Genomic DNA, 20681 nt, shown 5'->3' on the forward strand with positions numbered 1-20681 from the left:
TTCTTCTTCAATAAGGAGGTGCCAAAATGAAACTTCATGAATTAAAACCTGCAGAAGGTTCTCGTCAAGAACGTAAACGCAAAGGGCGCGGTATCGGTTCAGGTAATGGTAAAACTGCTGGTAAAGGTCATAAAGGTCAAAACGCACGTTCAGGTGGGGGTGTAAGACCTGGATTCGAAGGTGGTCAAACGCCTTTATTCCGTCGTTTACCTAAACGTGGTTTTACTAATATCAACCGTAAAGAATACGCTATTGTTAATTTAGATACTCTAAATCGTTTTGAAGAGGGAACTGAAGTAACTCCAGAACTTCTTATCGAAACAGGAGTTGTTAGCAACGAAAAAGCAGGAATTAAGATTCTTGCAAAAGGCAACGTAGAGAAAAAGCTTACTGTTAAAGCTCATAAATTCTCCTCTGCTGCAAAGGAAGCTATTGAAGCTGCCGGCGGTCAAACAGAGGTGATCTGATGTTTCAGACAATCTCCAATTTTATGCGCGTGGGTGAAATAAGACGAAAAATCATATTCACCCTATTAATGTTGATTATATTTCGTCTTGGTACATTTATTCCTGTACCGTATGTGAATGCAGACTTTTTAAAAGCACAAGATGCTTTTAGCGCCTTCGGAATTTTAAATACTTTCGGTGGTGGAGCACTAAAGAATTTTTCTATTCTTGCAATGGGAATCATGCCGTATATTACAGCGTCTATTATTGTAAGCTTATTACAAATGGATGTTGTACCAAAATTTACGGAATGGTCAAAACAGGGTGAGGCTGGACGAAGAAAATTAACGCAGTTTACGCGTTACTTTACAATCGTTCTAGCACTTATCCAAGGTTTTGGTATGTCATACGGTTTTAATAATCTTGCTGGTGGTGCATTGATTACAAAACCTGGATTTTCATCCTATTTGGTAATTTCTCTTGTGTTAACAGCTGGTACAGCCTTTTTAATGTGGTTAGGAGAACTAATTACTTCTAAAGGGGTTGGGAATGGTATTTCTATTATCATTTTTGCTGGTATCGCAGCCGGAATTCCTTCTATTGCTAATCAAATCTATGCTCAGCAGTTTGACAACCCGGGTGATCAATTATTCCTTAATATTGTTACGTTAGCTTTAATCGTTCTAGCTGTCATTGCAATAGTAGTAGGAGTAATTTTCATTCAGCAAGCTCTTAGAAAGATACCAATTCAATATGCTAAAAGAATGGTAAACGGAAATAGCAGCACAGGTGGACAATCAACACATTTACCGTTGAAAGTAAACTCTGCTGGTGTTATTCCAGTTATCTTTGCAGTTTCCTTCTTGGTTACACCGAGAACTATTGCATCATTCTTACCGCAAAACGACGTTACTTCCTGGATACAAAGAGTATTTGACTATACTCATCCAATAGGAATGATTATATATACGGTATTAATCCTTGCTTTTACTTATTTCTATGCTTTCATTCAGGTGAATCCAGAACAAGTTTCTGAAAACCTGAAAAAACAAGGTGGATATATTCCAGGTATTCGACCTGGTAAAAGTACGCAAGATTATTTATCACGTGTTCTATCTCGTTTAACACTAGTTGGAGCTCTATTCTTAGCCATTATTGCAATACTTCCTGTATTTTTCATTAATATTGCAGGGCTTCCACAATCGGCTCAGATTGGCGGAACAAGTATTATAATCGTGGTTGGGGTGGCATTGGAAACAATGAAGCAATTAGAATCTCAATTAGTAAAACGACACTATAAAGGTTTTATTAAATAGTATAATTTAGGGGACGCTTGTCCCTTGAATTTTATGTAAGAGAACTTGAGGGGGAATACGCATGAATTTAGTCTTAATGGGGCTCCCTGGCGCAGGTAAAGGTACACAAGCTGAGAAGATTGTCGCGAAGTACGACATCCCTCATATTTCAACTGGCGACATGTTCCGTGCGGCTATGAAAGACGAAACAGAACTTGGACTAAAGGCAAAATCTTTTATGGATAAAGGTGAATTAGTACCAGATGAAGTGACAATTGGTATTGTTCGCGAAAGACTTAGCAAGGATGACTGTGAAAAAGGTTTTCTTTTAGATGGTTTTCCTCGTACAGTTCCTCAAGCAGAAGCTTTAGAAAATATTTTGTCTGATTTGAATAAGAAACTAGACTTTTGTATCAATGTTCAAGTGGATCAAGAGATATTAATGGAGCGTTTAACAGGCAGACGTATTTGTAAAAGCTGTGGTGCGACCTATCATCTAGTGTTTAATCCGCCAACCAAGCCAGATACATGTGATCGTTGTGGAGGCGAATTATACCAACGCGCTGATGATAATGAAGCAACAGTGAAAAATCGTTTAGAAGTTAATATCAAGCAGTCTCAACCATTACTTGATTTCTATGAGTCAAAAGGTTATCTTCGTAATATCAATGGACAACAAGATATTAATAAAGTATTCGTAGATCTTGACGAATTATTAAGTACTTTAAAATAAGAGTAACTTTTGCTTTGACTAATCTGTTCTCTAGCATGGAATAAATCAGAGATAATAAATAGAAGAATTGGGATGAAATGGCTGAGGAGTTTATTCCTAAACATGATGCATTTCCTTTTTTCAAAAGGTATAATAATTTTCATGGTTATATCTGTAACAAAAAAAGCATAACCGTGTTATTTTGACATGTTTATCTTCGTTAAAAGATTAATCAATTTAGATAATTGGTGCAGAGTATTTTGGATTTCATGGTAACTCCGCTTGAATTGCTTTTTTATCTAGTAGTGAAGAAGGTAATGTAACTATTATTCTTTCTATTATGACGATTGGTATTAGAACAGGTGTGCAGTTGTCGAACAGTCTACGAAATCCTTGAAATACGAAATCTATGTGGCTTTTCAAGTGAAACCAAGTATGAGTGGGAAGTTTTAAGGCTAGACTCATGAAGAATGATAATTTTTCTTGAAAAAGGTCATATAAATGCTTGTATACTTCGATACGATAAGACACAAGGCTGTTGATAGAATGTTCGTAATGAGAGGAAAGATCATTTCTTTCTTAAAATGAATGATCTAGCAATGCTAAGTTTAGTTGGTAGCATTAAACCTTTTTCTATTTCTTTGCCTATTATTATATTTTTTTATAATTAATAGCGGACGAAGTACCTTCTCTTATGGTATAATCAATTAGTTGCAGTTAAATGCAGTTTTATTATATTATAGGAGCAGTTCAGAGTAGTTTAATGTACACCGATCGTGTGACAAGAAGAGCTACACTTTGCTATATTAGTTAAGATGGATCTCGTATTTTTTTATGGAAAGGAGAGATTTTCGATGGCTAAAGACGATGTAATCGAAATTGAAGGCACAATCACTGAAACTTTGCCGAACGCCATGTTTAAGGTAGAATTAGAAAATGGTCATACTGTATTGGCTCACGTTTCTGGTAAAATTCGCATGCATTTCATCCGTATTTTACCTGGTGATAAAGTAACGGTTGAGTTATCTCCATATGACTTAACTCGCGGAAGAATTACTTACCGCTTTAAATAATCTGATTGCACTCCGTACTATCAAGGAGGTTAGGATAATGAAAGTTAGACCATCTGTTAAACCAATCTGCGAAAAATGTAAAGTTATCCGCAGACGTGGTAAAGTTATGGTTATCTGTGAAAACCCTAAACACAAACAAAAACAAGGTTAATAACAAGGAGGTGCGCATATAGATGGCACGTATTGCTGGTGTGGATATTCCACGTGAAAAACGTGTAGTAATATCTTTAACTTACATTTACGGTATTGGAAAAAATACTGCACAAAAAGTATTAGCAGAAGCTGGTGTTTCTGAAGATACACGCGTTCGTGATTTAACGGAAGATGAATTAAACAAGATCCGTGATATCATTGACGGTTTAAAAGTAGAAGGGGATCTTCGTCGTGAGATTTCTTTAAATATTAAGCGTCTAATGGAAATTGGTTGCTACCGTGGCCTTCGTCACCGTCGTGGTTTACCAGTTCGTGGACAAAACACGAAAAACAACGCTCGTACTCGCAAAGGTCCTCGTAAGACTGTAGCTAATAAGAAAAAATAATCGGTAAAGGAGGTACATTATAATGGCACGTAAAACTAATACACGTAAACGTCGTGTTAAAAAGAATATTGAGTCTGGTGTTGCTCATATTCGTTCTACTTTCAACAATACTATCGTAACTATTACAGACGTTCATGGAAATGCTCTTTCATGGTCAAGCGCTGGTGCACTTGGATTCAGAGGTTCTCGTAAATCTACTCCATTCGCTGCACAAATGGCTGCTGAAACTGCTGCAAAAGCATCTATGGAACACGGTATGAAAACTTTAGAAGTAACAGTTAAAGGACCTGGTGCAGGTCGTGAAGCTGCTATTCGTGCTCTTCAAGCTGCAGGACTAGAAGTTACAGCGATCAGAGACGTAACTCCAGTTCCTCATAATGGTTGCCGACCACCTAAACGTCGCCGAGTTTAATTTTTCTGTATAAATTTTCTATCCTTGTCTATAATGGGATATGACTAAAACTTTTAGAACCCGTACAGATTTATTAACTAACCCAGTTGTTGTGCACAAGCGGGAACGTAAACATGGGGAATTTCGGTAAAAATTGCCGAGGTTTCGACGTTTTGAAGGAGGGTATATCTTGATGATCGAAATAGAAAAACCAAAAATCGAAACGGTTGAGATCAACGATGATGCCAAATATGGTAAGTTCGTCGTAGAGCCACTTGAGCGTGGATATGGTACTACTTTGGGTAACTCCTTACGTCGTATTCTACTATCCTCACTGCCAGGTGCCGCTGTCACATCCATTCAAATTGATGGGGTACTTCATGAGTTCTCAACTATTGAAGGCGTCGTAGAAGATGTTACAGCTATCATATTAAATATCAAAAAGCTAGCATTGAAAATATACTCTGATGATGAAAAAACTTTAGAGATTGATATGCAAGGTGCAGGGGTAGTAACAGCAGCAGACATTACACATGATAGTGATGTAGAGATCTTAAATCCAGATCTTCATATCGCAACATTAGGTAGTAACGGAAATTTCCGCATGCGTTTAACTGCAAAGCGTGGCCGTGGATACACACCAGCAGAGCAAAATAAACGTGAAGATCAACCTATTGGTGTAATTCCTATTGACTCTATCTTTACGCCAGTATCTCGTGTTTCTTATCAAGTAGAGAATACTCGTGTTGGTCAATTGACTAATTATGATAAGTTAACTTTTGACGTGTGGACTGACGGTAGTACAGGTCCTCAAGATGCTATCGCACTTGGTGCAAAGATTTTAACTGAGCATTTGAATATCTTTGTTGGATTAACTGACGAAGCACAGAATGCTGAGATTATGGTAGAAAAAGAAGAAGATCAAAAAGAAAAAGTTCTTGAGATGACAATCGAAGAATTAGATCTTTCTGTTCGTTCTTATAACTGCTTAAAACGTGCTGGTATTAATACCGTACAAGAATTAGCGAATAAGACGGAAGAAGATATGATGAAAGTTCGAAACTTAGGTAGAAAATCTCTTGAAGAAGTAAAACATAAATTAGAAGAGCTTGGATTAGGATTAAGAAAAGACGACTGAGAAGTCTCTTGATTATGAACGATATCTATAAAGCTTGTATTTTAACAAAAGGAGGGAATCTCACATGGGTTACAGAAAGTTAGGACGCACAAGCGCACAACGTAAAGCTATGTTACGTGACTTAACTACAGACTTAATCATCAATGAGCGCATTGAAACAACTGAAGCTCGTGCAAAAGAACTTCGTTCTGTTGTAGAAAAAATGATTACACTTGGTAAACGTGGAGATCTACATGCACGTCGTCAAGCAGCTGCTTATGTACGTCATGAAGTTGCTAATGCTGAAACAAACCAAGATGCTGTACAAAAGTTGTTCAGTGATGTTGCTGCTCGTTATACTGATCGTCAAGGTGGTTACACTCGTATCATGAAAATGGGACCTCGTCGTGGAGACGGAGCACCAATGGTAATTATCGAGTTAGTGTAATAGGATTTTCAAAGAAACTTAGGGTGCGGGACAGTTTATATTGTTATGAAACTTGTTCAAGTGCCCTTTTTCTTTAATAATCCTCACTTTTAGATCAAGCCAATATAGAGTGTTATGATGAGCATTTATCTTTTTTAATGACTCGTCTAGCTCGTGCACCTCTTCTTTGGATTTAAATCGTTAGAAAGAGGTGCGGGCTTTTTTCATGTTTTATTAGGACTGCAGGGTGCTAAGAAGTGGAATACCATAAGATATATTTAACAAGCATAGAAAAAGGATATCAAAGATTATACAAATAATCTTATGTTAAACCAATTCAAAGCTCGCCCAATTGGCGAGTTTATTTTTTTATCTTGCTTTAACAATGAGTTAGAATAAAAACTGAAATATTTTCAGTGGGTTATTACATGCAGGTTGATAGTCATTAATAGGAATGTAGTAATTTTACTTTATTTATAATCAACAATATCTGGCAGGTAAATGGTGGGAATGTAATGGACCAAAAGATTTTAGTAAAGGTAGAAGATGTATCTTTTAAATATGAGGAGCAGACAGAATTTGCCCTTAATCATGTTTCTTTTCATGTAAACGCTGGTGAGTGGGTTGCGATAGTTGGACATAATGGTTCAGGTAAATCTACGTTAGCGAAGTTATTAAATGGATTACAATACTCTCATGAAGGTTCTATAGTCATCGATGGTATTCCGATAACGGAGGAGTCTGTCTGGGACATAAGGAAAAAGGTAGGAATGGTATTCCAGAATCCTGATAACCAGTTTGTTGGTACAACGGTGAAGGATGATGTGGCTTTTGGTTTAGAAAATAACGCTGTTCCAAGAAGTGAGATGGTAACAAGAGTAGAGCGTTCTTTGGAAAAAGTAAAGATGTTATCTTTTCTTGATCAAGAGCCGCACCATCTGTCTGGAGGACAAAAACAGAGAGTTGCTATTGCAGGAATAATTGCATTGAAACCTGAAATTATCATATTAGATGAGGCTACCTCTATGCTTGATCCTCAGGGAAGAGAAGAAGTCTTTGATATTATGAGAGAGCTGCAAAAAGAAAATATGACCATTATCTCGATTACTCATGACCTAGATGAAGCTGCTAAGGCAGACCGGATTATCGTAATGAATAAGGGTAGGGTATATAAGGAAGGTAGTCCTAAGGAAATATTTAAACTGCAGAAGGAACTTGTTGAAATAGGTTTAGATATACCTTTTACTATTAAGGTTAGAGAAAGCTTAATAAACAAAGGTATTTCATTAGAGGAAATATATTTAACAGAAGAAGAGTTGGTGACAGGCATATGGACATCTCACTTCAAAAAGTAGAGTATCGTTACCAGGAAAATTCTCCGTTTGAGCGCTTGGCGATAGAGGATGTAAGTTTTAATATTCCTTCTGGAAGCTATGTTGCCGTTATAGGTCATACTGGTTCAGGTAAATCTACCATTTTACAGCATCTTAATGCTCTTTTAACCCCGTCTAAAGGGAAAGTGGTAATAGGTGACCGTATACTTGAGGGTGGACAGAAACATAAGAACTTACGGAGTATCCGGCAAAGAGTGGGCATTGTTTTTCAGTTTCCAGAACAACAGTTGTTTGAAGAAACAGTAGAAAAGGATATCTGTTTTGGTCCTCTCAATTTTGGTATTCCTGAATCAGAAGCAAAGATCAGAGCTGTGAAGGCATTAAGTGAGGTAGGATTGTCGGAAGATTTTCTTATGAAATCTCCGTTTGATTTATCAGGCGGTCAGATGAGAAGAATAGCTATTGCTGGTGTGCTGGCTATGGAACCAGATGTACTTGTATTAGACGAGCCGACAGCTGGCTTAGATCCAAGAGGCAGACGAGAAATTATGGATATGTTTTATAAGCTTCATAAAGAGCGAAATTTAACGACTGTTCTAGTTACACATAGTATGGAGGATGCTGCTCATTATGCAGATCAAATAGTCATTATGAATAAAGGGAAAGTTCATCGTCAAGGGACTCCAATAGAAATTTTTAAAGAAGCAGAGGATTTAGCTGCGATTGGATTGAATGTTCCTGAAGTTGTACGATTCCAAAAGAAAGTAGAAGCAAAATTCGGAATGAAGATGGAACGAGTTCACTTAAACATGGAAGATTTTACGGATGAGTTAGCAGTGTATCTTCAGAAGAAAGTAGGGAGCAGTTAATGGGAAAAATGATTATAGGGCGTTTTATTCCCGTTGATTCTACATTACACAGAATGGATCCTCGTTCCAAGTTACTACTTGTTTTCCTATTTATTTGTATTGTATTTTTGGCTAATAATATTTGGAGCTATTTGCTATTGATTGTATATGTAGGTACTTTAGTCGCCATCTCCAATGTACCGATTAAGTACATTTATTTAGGACTGAGGCCAATTTTTTGGTTAATTATTTTTACGTTTATTTTGCATATTTTTTTCACGAAGAATGGAGAGCTATTGTTTGAATGGGGATGGATTACGATTTATAAAGAAGGTATTAGAATGGGGATTCTCATTTCTATTCGCTTCTTCTTGCTCATTATCATGACATCCTTGCTTACGCTGACAACTACGCCAATTGAGTTAACGGATGCAATTGAAACATTATTAGGTCCACTAAAAAAGGTGAAATTTCCTGTTTATGAGCTGGCGCTTATGATGTCTATCTCCTTGCGATTTATTCCGACTTTAATGGATGAGACAGAAAAGATTATGAAGGCTCAGATGGCAAGAGGGGTAGAATTCTCTAGTGGCTCCATTAAAAGCCGTGTACAAGCAATTATTCCTTTATTGATCCCTTTATTTGTTAATTCCTTTAAAAGAGCAGAGGAGCTTGCTATTGCGATGGAGGCACGTGGCTATCAAGGTGGAGAAGGAAGAACGAAATACCGCCAATTAATCTGGAATCCTATTGATACCATAATGATTATTATTTTGTTACTAATAACAGCTATGCTGTTTGTGTTAAGAACATAATGGAGAATGCGATGCAAAGATATAAATGTACAATTAGCTATGATGGATCGAATTATAGTGGGTTTCAAATCCAGCCAAAGGATCGAACCATACAAGGGGAAATCGAAAAGGCTTTAAAAAAGCTCCATAAAGGAGTAGAAGTAAAGATTCAAGCTTCGGGTAGAACGGATGCTGGCGTACATGCAAAGGGACAAGTTATTCATTTTGATAGCTCTCTTGATATACCTGCAGATAAGTGGCCGATTGCCCTAAATACTCTTTTACCTCACGATATTGTGGTTGCAGATGCAGAGACAGTACCCGACTCCTTTCATGCCAGATATCATGTAACGGCGAAAGAGTATCGCTATTTTATTCAATTAGGAGAGCGGAGAGATCCCTTTAAACGTAATTATGCCTATTATTATCCATATGCTCTAAATATGGAGGCGATGAGGGAAGCACTAAGTTATTTTATTGGAGAGTATGATTTTACTAGTTTTTGCTCTGCTAAAACAGACAAAGAAAGAAAAGTAAGAACGATTACTGGAGTAAAGCTTACAGAGGAAGACAATATGTTAATTTTTTCTTTCCAAGGGAATGGATTCCTTTATAATATGGTGCGGATTATGGTCGGTACCTTATTAGATGTAGGAAGAGGGAAAAAGTTACCACAAGATATTCCCGTAATTTTAGAGAAAAAGGATAGAAAGGCAGCAGGAAAAACAGCCTCTGCAAATGGATTGTATCTTTGGAAGGTATGGTATTAAACCATGATTCTTGCGACGCTGGGGAGAGGAGACTAATGCTTTCCTCCTTTTCCAAAAAGAGTACAGAAAGTGACCAAGGAATCCTTTTCTTATAAGTAAAAAGTGTTGTTCTTTGAGTAAAAGTCACGAAAAAAAGATTTTTTTCTCATAACAACTAAACCTGGTGTAACATTCCCTTGACATATGCTACTCTAGGATATATCATAATATGGTATGTATTTTAAACCCACATTAAGCCCCGGAACTTAATTGTGTGAACATATAGACGTAAGAACAGACATTTATATTTTAAAACAAACTATAACTTTAACATTTCAGGAGGGAAACTCATGCGTACAACGTTTATGGCTAATTCAAACAATGTTGATCGTAAATGGTACGTGATTGATGCTGAAGGCCAAACTTTAGGGCGTCTTGCTAGTGAGATTGCATCAATTCTACGTGGTAAACATAAACCAACTTTCACACCTCATGTGGATACTGGTGATCATGTAATTATTTTAAATGCTTCAAAAATTGAATTGACTGGTAAAAAATTAACTGACAAAATTTACTACCGTCACTCTATGCACCCAGGTGGATTAAAGCAAAGAACTGCTTTAGAAATGCGTACTAAATATCCAGAGCAAATGTTAGAACTTGCAATCAAAGGTATGCTTCCAAAGAATTCTCTTGGTCGTCAAATGTTTAGAAAATTACACGTATATGCTGGTAGCGAACATCCGCACCAAGCTCAACAACCAGAAGTTTACGAACTTCGTGGATAATTAATAAAGGGAGGTAAAACAAATGGCACAGGTTCAATATATCGGTACTGGTCGTCGTAAAAGCTCTGTTGCTCGTGTACGTTTAGTTCCAGGTGACGGACAAATCATCATCAATGGTCGTGAAATCGAAAATTATATCCCGTTTGCAGCTTTACGCGAAGTTGTTAAACAACCATTAGTGGCTACTGAAACAACTGGAAGCTACAATATTTTAGTAAATGTTAACGGTGGAGGTTATACTGGTCAAGCTGGCGCTATCCGTCATGGTATCGCTCGTGCTTTACTTCAAGTAGATCCTGAATACCGTCCAACATTAAAACGCGCAGGATTATTAACTCGTGACGCTCGTATGAAAGAACGTAAAAAATACGGTCTTAAAGGCGCTCGTCGTGCACCTCAGTTCTCAAAACGTTAATCAATGGGGTTCAAAGACTCTTTTCACTTCGGTGGAAGGAGTTTTTTTATGTCTAAAAGTTGTCTGTTATTATATTTGATGACACCTCATAACAGAATCCTTCATGAACCTCAGACTATATACTATTATTTTTCTCCAGCGAAACGATGGAGTGTAATTTTCCACCTTACTCCTCATTAAACTAGATTATTGCCCAATTTTTATTGAAAAATGAAGAATTATTTAGAACGAGAGTTGCGCTGTTTCTGTATAAATTGGACAAATGGATAAAATTAGTCTCAAATTGTTCCATTTTTGAACCACAGACTTTTTTTATTATTATAATGAAATTGAGAAAAGTGTTATATTAGAGCTTAATGGGAGGCGCAATTGAGCGAGATGAATAATAGTTATGAGTTTTTATGGGGGATCAACCACTGCAGTTTATCAATGTTAAAGAGCATGGAATGAGGAAGGGATATTGTTAACCATGAGAGTCCATTGTATATTTTGAATGTAAATGGTGTGCTGCAGGTGATCTTATCAAAGATATAAGGAACAAAGTAGATTTTCTGCTCATTGCACACTTACCTCATTTATAGAGCGGAGTACCCTAGAACATGTTTAATACTATGTTTTGTAATCAGGGGTTTAAAGAAATATTTTTTATTACATCCAATCATTCATATCTTCACATACTTGGAACATAATTTCAAAGATTGGGTTTGTTACTTTAAAGACACTGAGAGGGTAACTTTAATTGGCGAGAGCAAATTTTTTGGAGGATGAAGTATTGAAAAAATGTTATGGTCAGAATTAAGATTGACTGTTCTTAAGTAAAGGAAAGGCTGAATCGAAATTTAGATTTCTTACATTTACGACAACAGAGGCAGCTTTTGGGATTCAAGGCTAAATTCAAAATTTGTAAATACAAAAAAGCTAATTCACATTGATGCTAGATTAAGTGTAATCCTTAAAAAATATACTCTATAATGTGAGGTGAAGATACCATGATAGATAAAAAAACCACAGTACAATTTACGCTACTGACTTTTAGCATAGCCTATTTTGTGTCTGGTGCTTTGATTGTTCTTGAACCATTTGGATATTCGGTTTACAATTGGGTTCACACATTCAAGCAATTCTTAATGAATATTCCTTTTGCAATCTATATTTTGTCGCCTGCAATTGCTTCGTATGTCGTTTTAAAGAAAAATAAAAAAATAGCTGATTTTAAGGAATGGTTGAAAACTGTTTTCTACGTCAGAAACAACATATTTGTCTATTTGTTTGTTGTTGCAGGGCTTGCACTGTATTTCTTGATCCATATTGTAGTTTCAGACCGCCTAGAAATGATGCTGCCATTTTATACGTTTTTTCTTTCACTTCCTGGTAATCTTATTATTGGTGGCTTGGAGGAAGCTGGCTGGATGTACATATTGCAGTCTAAACTCGACAAAAAATACGGCTTTGTTTTATCTTCTGTTTTTACCGGAATTATATGGACTGTATGGCACATCCCTCTTTTCTTCATTCCGGGGACGAATCATGGTGAAGGGCTCATTAACTTTTGGATGTTTGTAGTTCAACTCATGGCCTTTCGATTTTTCCACGGGGCAATCTACAAAATTTCAGGAAAAGGCTTTGTCTTTATGTCCGTATTATTCCACACCATGTTCAATGCAGCATCCCCTATCTTTGGCACCATGACGATGACCTGGATGGGAACTATTGCTGCAAATGCTGCGATCGTTCTTGTGTCCATTTTAACCGTTGTGATATATGAAAAAAAGAGCATGACAATAATGCAAGTTAGAAAGCTATAGCATGATTGTAATTCCGCGGTTTAACCACTTTAACGAAGAATAGTTAAAGGAATTTTTAAATGCCTGACTTTAAATTTTTAATGGATATAGAATGACCTAGAGATGAAAAAAACTAAACTGAACACGTTAGTAGTAAAATAGAACATAAATACAGGGGTGAAACTTTAACATGCAATATGATGCAAAGAATGCTGAAGAATATTTGGAAATGCTTGAAGATGATTGGAGAAAAGAGAAACTGCTCGCGATTCGACAAATGATTTTTTCATACGCACCAGAACTAGGAGAGGTCATCCGCTATAAGATGTTGAATTATGGTAAAGAAGATAACTATATTTTTGCATTAAATGCCCAAAAACATTATGTCAGTCTCTATGTGGGTACAATAGAAAAAATCGAAAATGCAGAGGCCTTACTAGCGGGCTATAATTACGGGAAAGGCTGCATTCGCATTAAAAAATCGATAAAGATGGAAGATACGGGGTTGGCACAATTTATCCACAAAACCGTCGATAGGTGGCGTGCCGGTGAAGATACGGCATGTTAGCCATATAGGATGGAAGCTTTTTTGTGAGCTGAAATATTTATGGACAGCTGCAACAGTATAGAACAAGACCGCTAGTTAAAAGATAACTGATGAAGAAATTATGCAAAAGCTTGAAAATAGCGGTTCAGGGATTCAGAATTTAGGTAAGTGAGGAGATTTATATGATTAATAAAATTGGTAAAATCACCATCTATGTAGAAGACCAAGAACAAGCAAAATCGTTCTGGATAGAAAAGCTTGGCTTTATATTAAAGCTAGAACAACCGATGGGGCCTAATGCGACGTGGATCGAAGTCGGTCCTAATGAAGATGAATTTACTACGTTAATCCTTTATTCTAAATCATTAATGGAGAAGCAACAGCCCTCTAAAGTTGCTCATCCATCTGTTCTCTTCAGTACCGCTGATATTGAAGCGGCTTATGAGGATATGAAGCAAAAGGGGATAAAAGTGGATGAGTTATTAAAAATGCCATATGGAAATATGTTCGTATTTTATGACCAAGATGGAAACGAGTATATGTTAAGGGAAGATAAATAATCATGAGTGTCAGTTCCCCACTCTATTGTACTGTGAGAGAATAGGAGGACTGACCTTATTAAAATAGAAGCTTATATGGATTGTAAAGAAATCATCGAACAATATAACCTCGGCTATCATCCTCATTTCATGAAAGTTTTTCCCACAAAACGTGCTATAAACATGAAAGCTGTAAATAGTGCTGAAACCTTACTCCATATTGGATTGGGAACCGTATCTATGAATGGGGAGGGATTTACTGTACATGTTACAGAAGGAAAAAGCTAAAGTCGGGAATGCGCTTGTAACTGTTGATCTAGATATGATAAGAAAACGAGCAAAAAGGACAGTCATTCCAATAATTAATGGGAATACAAATGAAAATGCTGAATATAGATAAGCCATTATTATCGGGAAAGATTATTATAGCTAAAGAGACAATCTTGGCAGTTACAGTAAATAGTCACTTTTAATAATAAAAAATAAATGGTAGATAAATGACATGCAGCGGGGCATGATTGAATATGCAAAATGTATTATAGTAGAAACTTACTGTTACTAATAAAGTAAATGGAGAAAGGATATACATATGAAGTATAAATCAAGAAATGTACAGTTGAGAGAAATCGAAGCACCAATGCCTGATTGCAGTAGAGAACAGTTATTAATCGATGATGAAACGATAAAGACTAGATATGAAAATGTATTGCAAGAGATGAGAATGGATGGGCTTGATGCGTTATTGGTATATGCAGATCTTGAACATGGTGGGAACTTTGAATATTTAGTGGGATTTGTTCCAAGATTTGAAGAAGCTATATTGGTTCTTCACTCTAAAGGCAATGCCTTTCTAATCTTAGGAAATGAAAACTTTAATAAGGCACAATACTCTAGAATTCCAGCCCAAGGAATACATTGCCCGCACTTTTCCTTACCGAATCAGCCTATGGAACCAGATACTCCATTTTCAAGCGTCTTTCTTAAAGCAGGAATCCGAGAATCGATGAAAATTGGTTTAGTGGGGTGGAAGCACTTCACAAGTAAAGTTGAGAATAATCGAAATTTCTTTGATACACCTTCTTTTATTGTGGATACGATCAGAGATATTGTTGGGAAGGAGGGTTCCCTAACTAATAGAACAGATATTTTCATTGCTGGAAACCGTGGAGTACGGAGAGTGAATAATGCAAATGAAATAGCACACTATGAGTTTGGAGCATCTCTTGCGTCGGATTGCATCTTGCGTACTATAAATAAATTAGATGTTGGTGTCTCTGAAATGGAACTAGGTAAAGAACTGAATGATTTAGGCCAAAGAAATAGTGTAGTGACGATAGCATCCACGGGTAAAAGATTTGAAAAGGGAAATTTATACCCTATGTCTAAAAAGGTGACGAAAGGAGATGCCATTTCTTTAACTGTGGGATACAAAGGAGGATTATCCAGTAGGGCAGGATATGCTGTTATGGAACGCTCTGAGTTACCAGAAAGTAAAAAAAATTATGTAGAAGACTTAGCTGCTCCTTATTACACTGCTATTGTAGCATGGCTTGAGAATATTCGAATTGGGATGTCTGGTGGGGACATGTATAGCTTTATTAATTCTGTTCTTCCTAAAGAAGTGTTTCATTGGGAGCTATGCCCAGGACACTTGACGGCTGATGAAGAGTGGCTGGCCTCTCCGATTTATGAGAACTCGGATGAAATTATTAAAAGCGGAATGATTTTTCAAACTGATATAATACCACGTGTCGCTGGATATGATGGAGTATCAGCTGAAAGTACAATTGCACTAGCTGACGATGCATTAAAAGAGGATATAAGAAAAAGTTATCCTGAACTTTGGATGAGGATTCAAAAAAGAAAAGAATATATTAATGATTTCCTTGGAATTAAATTGAGTAATGATGTTTTACCATTATGCAGTACGGTTGCTTATCTAAGACCGTATCTATTAAATAAAAAACTTGCATTTTGTTACAATCATAATGGCTGAATTTAAGATTCTTCGTATAGTAGTTTAAAAAGTCATGTAATGTAATTGAATATAGGATACTTATCACCTCCTTGTAGCCAAATTTTCTTGTCAGAAAACTTATTACAAGGAGGTTTTATTATTAATAAATCAATTAAGCATATAAAAATAAATATTGCATAGAAATTAAATCTAAAATATAGGTAATACCATATTTTCCATAAATACTAAGATAGTCATTTGAAATGCTATTTTTGCTTATATAAAATATATTTTCATAAGCAATTTTTATACTCTTGTCCTGATTACCAGTTATTAAGAATTTATATCCTCGCAAACTTTTAACAAAATCAAGTGATAATTCTGCGAATTTACCGGATGCCGACACAGTTATAATTATATAGCAGCTTGCTGGTGCTTTTTTGCATTAATTCCAAATAATAATTTTGGTGTGGTTTGAATATTTTTGTGTCCTAAACGTTTCGATACATATGTAATATCTATATCATGGGCAAATAGAAACATTAATTTTGAATTTTGTGTTTTTAACGAAGTGATATCAAAAGTAGAACTAATTAAATGTCTAACTATGGTTGTATTGCTAGCAGTTCTCCATGTTGCATCCCGTTTCTCATACTGAAGTTTCCTTATTTTTATCGATACAAGATTGTATAAGTATACAGCTCGAAGAAGTTTGACGAGAAGGCAAAACAAAAGATATACAGAAGAAATATTATAACGTTTGATGTTGTTTTTCAATTTTCAAAATTGTAAGATCAACTTATCTACTCGGAGGTGATGTTAATGTATATAGGAAATGGCCATTACTGTTATTCAAATTCAACTGCAATGTTTCTTTCATCAATAGGAGAAAATGTATCTCCTCAACTTGTAGAAGTATTAACTGGTGTTGGATTAGGTGCCATGATAGAAAATGAAAAAAACCTTTTTTTTAGTATGAGAGATCCCGATGATGGTATCAATTATGCTCTAAACATCCTTGGATTTACTGCAGAAGAGCATCAGCAAGCTAGTGACTTAGATGACTCATTTACGTTGTTAAAAAAGCAAATCAAACAAAACCCTGTCATTCTAGGCCCTTTAGATATGGGGGAGCTAACATACCATCCGAATCATAAAAATTTACATGGTTCAGACCATTATGTGCTAGCTTATCAAATGGATAATAAAAATATTTATGTACAAGATCCAGCTGGCTTTCCATTTGTTCCATTATCACTGGACCAATTTAAGAAGGCTTGGATGGCGGAAGGGATTCCATATAGGAAGGGAATCAATAAATATTGGTCTACAGCAAAAAAGGTTGTCACATTAGACAATAACGAAATATATGAGAGAGCAATTGATTACTTTAAGAGAACTTATCGGGAATTCGAAAAAGCGGATATAGGGTTAATTGGAAGGGAAGCAATTTGTTTTTATGCGGATCAGTTATTAAATGCCCCTATTACAGCTGATACTATAGGGCATACAACATTCTTCCTTTTCCAATTAAGTGCAAGAAGAGCCAACGATTATGCAGTGTATTTTAAAGATAGGCATTCACGTCTATCAGAGTTGAAGATTGAACAGGCTAAGGTTCTTGGGATGTGTCATTCTATGTCTGTAAATAAAGATTGGAAAGGTATATCGGAGAAGTTAATGAGGCTAGCCGATTTAGAGGAGGAATTTAGATTGGAACTTTTAAAAGTCGGCAACTAATTATAATTATAGAGATTTCCACTTTAACAAACGAGTGCGTTGATATAAGAAGGGTTAACCTCCCTTTAAAGGGCAGCATTACTGCAAATTTATTAAATTAAAGTTAGTTTTAATACATTCGGAATGCTAAATGCTAGCACGCAACTTGCCGTTCTTATCTACTTTAATTACCGGGAAACAAGTAGACAGAACAGGGTTGCGTGTATGTGAATAGAGTATTCTATTATCAGTGGATTCTTTTAGAATTCAGTTTTAATTATTTTAATCAATTTTTCGACTTCTTCGTCATTACCAGGTTGAATATAGATTTCCTTTGGATACTCAATAATGTTTTTCGTATATTCCTGCATAGGTTCTTTTATTTGTTCTGCACTCGGCTAATGGGAAGGAATATCATATAATTGATAGTGCCATCTTCATTCCCACTGTATGTGATGGCACCATCAGCCATTGTTTTCCCTGATAACGATATAATGTCTTTCAGATATTGGACACTATTCTCACCCTAAGGATTTGCTGGTTCTCCAGCTGCAATATGCTGAACGCGTAATTCTTCAATATCCCCCTTTTTAATAAGTTGTAACCAAACGCGAGCATACTCAATGAATAGGCAGATAATATACTACCCTTTTTTTTCTTCTGGCTGATTATTAGAACTATTATTATTTGAAGGTTTATCGTTAAACTTATTACTGTCGGTTTTATTCCCTTCTGACTCAGCTGTTGTATCATCTGGTTCACTTGCTTGGTTGTCATCCTCATCTGAGTTATTCTGTTTTTCTTCTATAGAGCTATTTTCCGAGTTGCTCTTGATTTTACTTTTATCATTACTGTAGGCTATGAGAATAAATGACATTGTCGCAAGTATAGCTATAAGTTTTAAGTACTTTATCATTTTCTTCTCTCCCTTTGAAAAAAAATACGAGGATGTTACGATAAGAAATTATGTGGCAGTAAGAGGATGAGACTCCTTCTCTTACAGAGCTAAAAGCTTGGATGCGTGGTCATAGTTCAATTTGATAAAGAAATCTCCTTGAAAAAGGAGATTTTTTTGTCATTGGAGGAAACTTTTTTCATTAAAGCAACGTAGATAAGTAGAATATTTAAGGAGCGTGTTTACATGTATTTTTCTATCCCTGAACCAACAAAAAAAGTATCTAAAGAGGCTGTGAAAGTATGGCGGATATCGGAGGTGATATCTAATAGTACGATTCTTGTGGTATTGGGTGTTTGCTACTTCCTCTATTTTTATTTTTCATGGAAGGCGTGGATAGGTCCAATCATTATAGGTCTTGGCGTATTAACAATCTTGGCGGCATTATGGGGAATTTTTATTGCACCGCCATTAAAACAGCGTTATTGGCGTTATGACGTCAGTGAAGAGTTTATTCAACTGAAATGGGGAGTAATGGTCGAGAATCATCAATTAATCCCGATGACAAAAGTACAGTCGGTTGAATTAACACAAGGACCACTGCAAAGGAAATATCAATTATATTCCATAACGGTGGGGACGATGGGCACTTCGCATGAAATTCCTGCCATTCCAAAGGAAGAGGCTTATCGTTTACGTGATCAAATTGCTCATTTTGCAAAGATTAAGGAAGTGGAGTAATGGAAGGTATCAGGAAGCGGCAGCATCCGATTAAAATAGTTTTTGATATAGTTGGATTTGTAAAAAGTAATTTTTTCTTATTTATTATTTTATTTGTGTCACATTTTGGATCTGAAAAAATGTATATGAAGATATTCCAAGTTCTCTTTCTCCTCTATGCAATTGTGCAGCTTCTTAGCATCATACTGGATTGGTTTACACATACTTATTCAGTAGAAGAGGAAGCGCTACATATAAGGTCTGGGGTTTTTACAAAGTCGCATCGAGTAATCCCCTTTTATAAAATTCAAAATATACATCGACACACCTCTGTTTTTCATAAAGGGCTCCACCTAACTTCCTTAACATTGGAAACAGGAGAGACCGGAGATTCTAGTTCGATACCTTTAACAGTTATTCGCAAGAAAGAGGCAGATTGGTTAGAGTCTTATATCCATCAACCGGAAAATGTCTCAGCAGGAGACGGAGAAGAAGCTAAAACAGTTGCTGGAAGCGAAAGAACGGTTCACTTTCAGGTAACAAGAAGAGACTTAGTGAAGGCTTCTTTTTCTTCTTTGAGCTTTTTAGCGCTAATTCCATTATTAATTTCTTTTTTCTCCAATATAGAATCAATCTTTCAAATGGAAGTGGAGACAAGTAAGGTTCTTACTTATCTATTGGATCATATCTGGATGATAATTGGCGTAAGCATTGCTCTTTTGATTATAGGGGTTCTATTTGGTCTTGGTGTGACCTTCTGGAAATATGGCCGTTTTCAAATATCCTCTGATAAGGATAAGATTTATATAAAAAAAGGACTAGTTTCCGAAACGTCCTTTTCCATTCAAAAGGAGAAAGTGCAGGCGGTGAAAGTGATCCAACTTCCAATGCAAAGACTTTTGAAAATAGCTGAGGTGAAATTGGTGAGTGCCGGGGATATCGGGGATGAAGATTTAGAGGTAAACTCCTTGTTCCCATATATGCCAGTGGACCAAGCATATGAAATCATAGAAAAGATTCTGCCGGCGTATCGATTGAAAAAGCAAATGAAGAAGCTGCCTAAGAAAGCTCTATATGCCAGACTGCTTAGACCTAGTTATTTTGGGATAATCGCAGCAATTGGTCTTGTCTATTGGAAGCCAGAGATATGGTATATGGCGATATTATTGTTTATTTGGATTTATTTGTTGAGAGTATTGGATTACTTTAATAGCAGGTACATCCAAAATGAAGAATTTATTCAAGTGAAGAAGGGGACCCTGCAATCAACATTAATTTTGACAAAAAGAGCAAAGGTTATGGAAGTTAATGTGAAGAGATCCCGGTTACAGAGGAATTTTGGTCTTGCCACTATTGAATTCATCAATCGATCGCAGCCGATTGAGCAAACGGATTTAATCGATGTTCCAGCTTCAGATGCTAGTGAATTTTATCATTGGTATAATAAGCGACTGCGTGACATACATGTAAAAGGTTATATAGAGAACAACGAAGATGAAAATGGTAAGAAAGCACTGAAATAGCAACTATTCTTTTAATTGGATGCTAAAAGGTTTGTTAGACTAGTATCGTCTCATCTTGTTGGTTGAAAA

25 protein-coding genes are annotated in these 20681 nt (G+C 36.2%); 24 read left to right on the forward strand and 1 reads right to left on the reverse strand.

Annotated features, from left to right (window positions below):
* Positions 1-26: 26 nt before the first annotated feature.
* The 22 genes from rplO (at position 27) to NSQ92_RS23285 (ending at position 17495) form a co-directional block, all read left to right on the forward strand.
* Entirely contained in the window at positions 27-467 is a 441-nt protein-coding gene (gene rplO, locus NSQ92_RS23185) for a 50S ribosomal protein L15 (protein ID WP_047943723.1), read from the forward strand.
* Positions 467-1762 carry a preprotein translocase subunit SecY gene (gene secY, locus NSQ92_RS23190; protein WP_047943724.1) on the forward strand — a complete coding sequence of 432 codons (1296 nt, stop codon included), beginning with the start codon at positions 467-469 and terminating at the stop codon, positions 1760-1762. Before rplO ends, secY begins: the two co-directional genes overlap by 1 nt.
* Before the next feature lie 61 nt (positions 1763-1823).
* Positions 1824-2474 carry an adenylate kinase gene (locus NSQ92_RS23195; RefSeq protein ID WP_061800912.1) on the forward strand — a complete coding sequence of 217 codons (651 nt, stop codon included), beginning with the start codon at positions 1824-1826 and terminating at the stop codon, positions 2472-2474.
* An 833-nt stretch (positions 2475-3307) separates the two neighbouring features.
* A complete protein-coding gene (gene infA / locus NSQ92_RS23200) occupies positions 3308-3526 on the forward strand; it encodes a translation initiation factor IF-1 (protein WP_016204578.1) in 219 nt (72 codons plus the stop codon).
* A gap of 37 nt (positions 3527-3563) precedes the next feature.
* Positions 3564-3677: a 50S ribosomal protein L36 gene (rpmJ, locus tag NSQ92_RS23205; RefSeq protein WP_000868344.1), complete on the forward strand. Its 114-nt coding sequence runs from the start codon at positions 3564-3566 to the stop codon at positions 3675-3677.
* A 22-nt stretch (positions 3678-3699) separates the two neighbouring features.
* A complete protein-coding gene (gene rpsM, locus NSQ92_RS23210; protein ID WP_016204579.1) occupies positions 3700-4065 on the forward strand; it encodes a 30S ribosomal protein S13 in 366 nt (121 codons plus the stop codon).
* Between the two features lie 22 nt (positions 4066-4087).
* Entirely contained in the window at positions 4088-4477 is a 390-nt protein-coding gene (gene rpsK, locus NSQ92_RS23215; protein ID WP_016204580.1) for a 30S ribosomal protein S11, read from the forward strand.
* Between the two features lie 172 nt (positions 4478-4649).
* The gene (locus NSQ92_RS23220; RefSeq protein ID WP_016204581.1) at positions 4650-5594 is read left to right on the forward strand and encodes a DNA-directed RNA polymerase subunit alpha; all 945 of its coding nucleotides are present in this window, start codon (positions 4650-4652) and stop codon (positions 5592-5594) included.
* Between the two features lie 64 nt (positions 5595-5658).
* Positions 5659-6021: a 50S ribosomal protein L17 gene (rplQ, locus tag NSQ92_RS23225; protein ID WP_016204582.1), complete on the forward strand. Its 363-nt coding sequence runs from the start codon at positions 5659-5661 to the stop codon at positions 6019-6021.
* 494 nt (positions 6022-6515) lie between these two features.
* Complete coding sequence (locus NSQ92_RS23230) at positions 6516-7355, forward strand: energy-coupling factor ABC transporter ATP-binding protein (RefSeq protein WP_047943726.1); 840 nt, start codon at positions 6516-6518, stop codon at positions 7353-7355.
* Positions 7331-8203 (forward strand): energy-coupling factor ABC transporter ATP-binding protein, encoded by an 873-nt coding sequence (locus NSQ92_RS23235; protein ID WP_047943727.1) that lies wholly within the window; start codon positions 7331-7333, stop codon positions 8201-8203. The genes NSQ92_RS23230 and NSQ92_RS23235 overlap by 25 nt, the downstream gene beginning before the upstream one ends.
* Positions 8203-8997 carry an energy-coupling factor transporter transmembrane component T family protein gene (locus NSQ92_RS23240; protein WP_047943728.1) on the forward strand — a complete coding sequence of 265 codons (795 nt, stop codon included), beginning with the start codon at positions 8203-8205 and terminating at the stop codon, positions 8995-8997. Before NSQ92_RS23235 ends, NSQ92_RS23240 begins: the two co-directional genes overlap by 1 nt.
* 11 nt (positions 8998-9008) lie before the next feature.
* Positions 9009-9746 (forward strand): tRNA pseudouridine(38-40) synthase TruA, encoded by a 738-nt coding sequence (gene truA, locus NSQ92_RS23245; RefSeq protein ID WP_341153246.1) that lies wholly within the window; start codon positions 9009-9011, stop codon positions 9744-9746.
* A gap of 329 nt (positions 9747-10075) precedes the next feature.
* Positions 10076-10513 (forward strand): 50S ribosomal protein L13, encoded by a 438-nt coding sequence (gene rplM / locus NSQ92_RS23250; protein WP_047943730.1) that lies wholly within the window; start codon positions 10076-10078, stop codon positions 10511-10513.
* 22 nt (positions 10514-10535) lie between these two features.
* Positions 10536-10928: a 30S ribosomal protein S9 gene (gene rpsI, locus NSQ92_RS23255; protein ID WP_047943731.1), complete on the forward strand. Its 393-nt coding sequence runs from the start codon at positions 10536-10538 to the stop codon at positions 10926-10928.
* Between the two features lie 989 nt (positions 10929-11917).
* A complete protein-coding gene (locus NSQ92_RS23260) occupies positions 11918-12733 on the forward strand; it encodes a CPBP family intramembrane glutamic endopeptidase (RefSeq protein ID WP_061800911.1) in 816 nt (271 codons plus the stop codon).
* Between the two features lie 169 nt (positions 12734-12902).
* Positions 12903-13280, forward strand: coding sequence for an iron chaperone (locus NSQ92_RS23265; RefSeq protein WP_047943738.1), 378 nt, complete (start codon positions 12903-12905; stop codon positions 13278-13280).
* 161 nt (positions 13281-13441) lie between these two features.
* Entirely contained in the window at positions 13442-13819 is a 378-nt protein-coding gene (locus tag NSQ92_RS23270; protein WP_061800910.1) for a VOC family protein, read from the forward strand.
* A 162-nt stretch (positions 13820-13981) separates the two neighbouring features.
* On the forward strand, positions 13982-14086 hold the full coding sequence (locus NSQ92_RS26890; protein ID WP_413783478.1) for a PTS glucose transporter subunit IIA: 105 nt from the start codon (positions 13982-13984) through the stop codon (positions 14084-14086).
* Positions 14064-14198: a hypothetical protein gene (locus NSQ92_RS23275; RefSeq protein ID WP_341153247.1), complete on the forward strand. Its 135-nt coding sequence runs from the start codon at positions 14064-14066 to the stop codon at positions 14196-14198. The genes NSQ92_RS26890 and NSQ92_RS23275 overlap by 23 nt, the downstream gene beginning before the upstream one ends.
* A gap of 189 nt (positions 14199-14387) precedes the next feature.
* On the forward strand, positions 14388-15794 hold the full coding sequence (locus tag NSQ92_RS23280; RefSeq protein WP_341153248.1) for a M24 family metallopeptidase: 1407 nt from the start codon (positions 14388-14390) through the stop codon (positions 15792-15794).
* 777 nt (positions 15795-16571) lie between these two features.
* Positions 16572-17495, forward strand: a complete 924-nt coding sequence (locus tag NSQ92_RS23285) for a BtrH N-terminal domain-containing protein (RefSeq protein ID WP_095259485.1) — start codon at positions 16572-16574, stop codon at positions 17493-17495.
* Positions 17496-18117: 622 nt separating this feature from the next.
* Here NSQ92_RS23285 and NSQ92_RS23290 read toward each other — a convergent pair.
* A complete protein-coding gene (locus NSQ92_RS23290) occupies positions 18118-18390 on the reverse strand; it encodes a hypothetical protein (RefSeq protein WP_341133316.1) in 273 nt (90 codons plus the stop codon).
* Positions 18391-18615: 225 nt separating this feature from the next.
* On the opposite strand from NSQ92_RS23290, the gene NSQ92_RS23295 reads away from it, so the two are divergent.
* Entirely contained in the window at positions 18616-19110 is a 495-nt protein-coding gene (locus tag NSQ92_RS23295) for a PH domain-containing protein (RefSeq protein WP_061800903.1), read from the forward strand.
* Positions 19110-20612: a PH domain-containing protein gene (locus NSQ92_RS23300; protein WP_336044781.1), complete on the forward strand. Its 1503-nt coding sequence runs from the start codon at positions 19110-19112 to the stop codon at positions 20610-20612. The genes NSQ92_RS23295 and NSQ92_RS23300 overlap by 1 nt, the downstream gene beginning before the upstream one ends.
* Positions 20613-20681: the final 69 nt, after the last annotated feature.

The organism is Niallia sp. FSL M8-0099 (assembly GCF_038006945.1).
Classification (GTDB): Bacteria; Bacillota; Bacilli; order Bacillales; family Cytobacillaceae; genus Niallia; species Niallia circulans.

What these genes read in the sequence shown, in the direction of transcription:
- rplO (WP_047943723.1), top strand. Translation starts at nt 27, where the DNA reads ATGAAACTTCATGAATTAAAACCTGCAGAAGGTTCTCGTCAAGAACGT.
- secY (WP_047943724.1), top strand. Translation starts at nt 467, where the DNA reads ATGTTTCAGACAATCTCCAATTTTATGCGCGTGGGTGAAATAAGACGA.
- NSQ92_RS23195 (WP_061800912.1), top strand. Translation starts at nt 1,824, where the DNA reads ATGAATTTAGTCTTAATGGGGCTCCCTGGCGCAGGTAAAGGTACACAA.
- infA (WP_016204578.1), top strand. Translation starts at nt 3,308, where the DNA reads ATGGCTAAAGACGATGTAATCGAAATTGAAGGCACAATCACTGAAACT.
- rpmJ (WP_000868344.1), top strand. Translation starts at nt 3,564, where the DNA reads ATGAAAGTTAGACCATCTGTTAAACCAATCTGCGAAAAATGTAAAGTT.
- rpsM (WP_016204579.1), top strand. Translation starts at nt 3,700, where the DNA reads ATGGCACGTATTGCTGGTGTGGATATTCCACGTGAAAAACGTGTAGTA.
- rpsK (WP_016204580.1), top strand. Translation starts at nt 4,088, where the DNA reads ATGGCACGTAAAACTAATACACGTAAACGTCGTGTTAAAAAGAATATT.
- NSQ92_RS23220 (WP_016204581.1), top strand. Translation starts at nt 4,650, where the DNA reads ATGATCGAAATAGAAAAACCAAAAATCGAAACGGTTGAGATCAACGAT.
- rplQ (WP_016204582.1), top strand. Translation starts at nt 5,659, where the DNA reads ATGGGTTACAGAAAGTTAGGACGCACAAGCGCACAACGTAAAGCTATG.
- NSQ92_RS23230 (WP_047943726.1), top strand. Translation starts at nt 6,516, where the DNA reads ATGGACCAAAAGATTTTAGTAAAGGTAGAAGATGTATCTTTTAAATAT.
- NSQ92_RS23235 (WP_047943727.1), top strand. Translation starts at nt 7,331, where the DNA reads ATGGACATCTCACTTCAAAAAGTAGAGTATCGTTACCAGGAAAATTCT.
- NSQ92_RS23240 (WP_047943728.1), top strand. Translation starts at nt 8,203, where the DNA reads ATGGGAAAAATGATTATAGGGCGTTTTATTCCCGTTGATTCTACATTA.
- truA (WP_341153246.1), top strand. Translation starts at nt 9,009, where the DNA reads ATGCAAAGATATAAATGTACAATTAGCTATGATGGATCGAATTATAGT.
- rplM (WP_047943730.1), top strand. Translation starts at nt 10,076, where the DNA reads ATGCGTACAACGTTTATGGCTAATTCAAACAATGTTGATCGTAAATGG.
- rpsI (WP_047943731.1), top strand. Translation starts at nt 10,536, where the DNA reads ATGGCACAGGTTCAATATATCGGTACTGGTCGTCGTAAAAGCTCTGTT.
- NSQ92_RS23260 (WP_061800911.1), top strand. Translation starts at nt 11,918, where the DNA reads ATGATAGATAAAAAAACCACAGTACAATTTACGCTACTGACTTTTAGC.
- NSQ92_RS23265 (WP_047943738.1), top strand. Translation starts at nt 12,903, where the DNA reads ATGCAATATGATGCAAAGAATGCTGAAGAATATTTGGAAATGCTTGAA.
- NSQ92_RS23270 (WP_061800910.1), top strand. Translation starts at nt 13,442, where the DNA reads ATGATTAATAAAATTGGTAAAATCACCATCTATGTAGAAGACCAAGAA.
- NSQ92_RS26890 (WP_413783478.1), top strand. Translation starts at nt 13,982, where the DNA reads ATGAAAGCTGTAAATAGTGCTGAAACCTTACTCCATATTGGATTGGGA.
- NSQ92_RS23275 (WP_341153247.1), top strand. Translation starts at nt 14,064, where the DNA reads ATGTTACAGAAGGAAAAAGCTAAAGTCGGGAATGCGCTTGTAACTGTT.
- NSQ92_RS23280 (WP_341153248.1), top strand. Translation starts at nt 14,388, where the DNA reads ATGAAGTATAAATCAAGAAATGTACAGTTGAGAGAAATCGAAGCACCA.
- NSQ92_RS23285 (WP_095259485.1), top strand. Translation starts at nt 16,572, where the DNA reads ATGTTAATGTATATAGGAAATGGCCATTACTGTTATTCAAATTCAACT.
- NSQ92_RS23290 (WP_341133316.1), bottom strand. Translation starts at nt 18,390, where the DNA reads ATGATAAAGTACTTAAAACTTATAGCTATACTTGCGACAATGTCATTT.
- NSQ92_RS23295 (WP_061800903.1), top strand. Translation starts at nt 18,616, where the DNA reads ATGTATTTTTCTATCCCTGAACCAACAAAAAAAGTATCTAAAGAGGCT.
- NSQ92_RS23300 (WP_336044781.1), top strand. Translation starts at nt 19,110, where the DNA reads ATGGAAGGTATCAGGAAGCGGCAGCATCCGATTAAAATAGTTTTTGAT.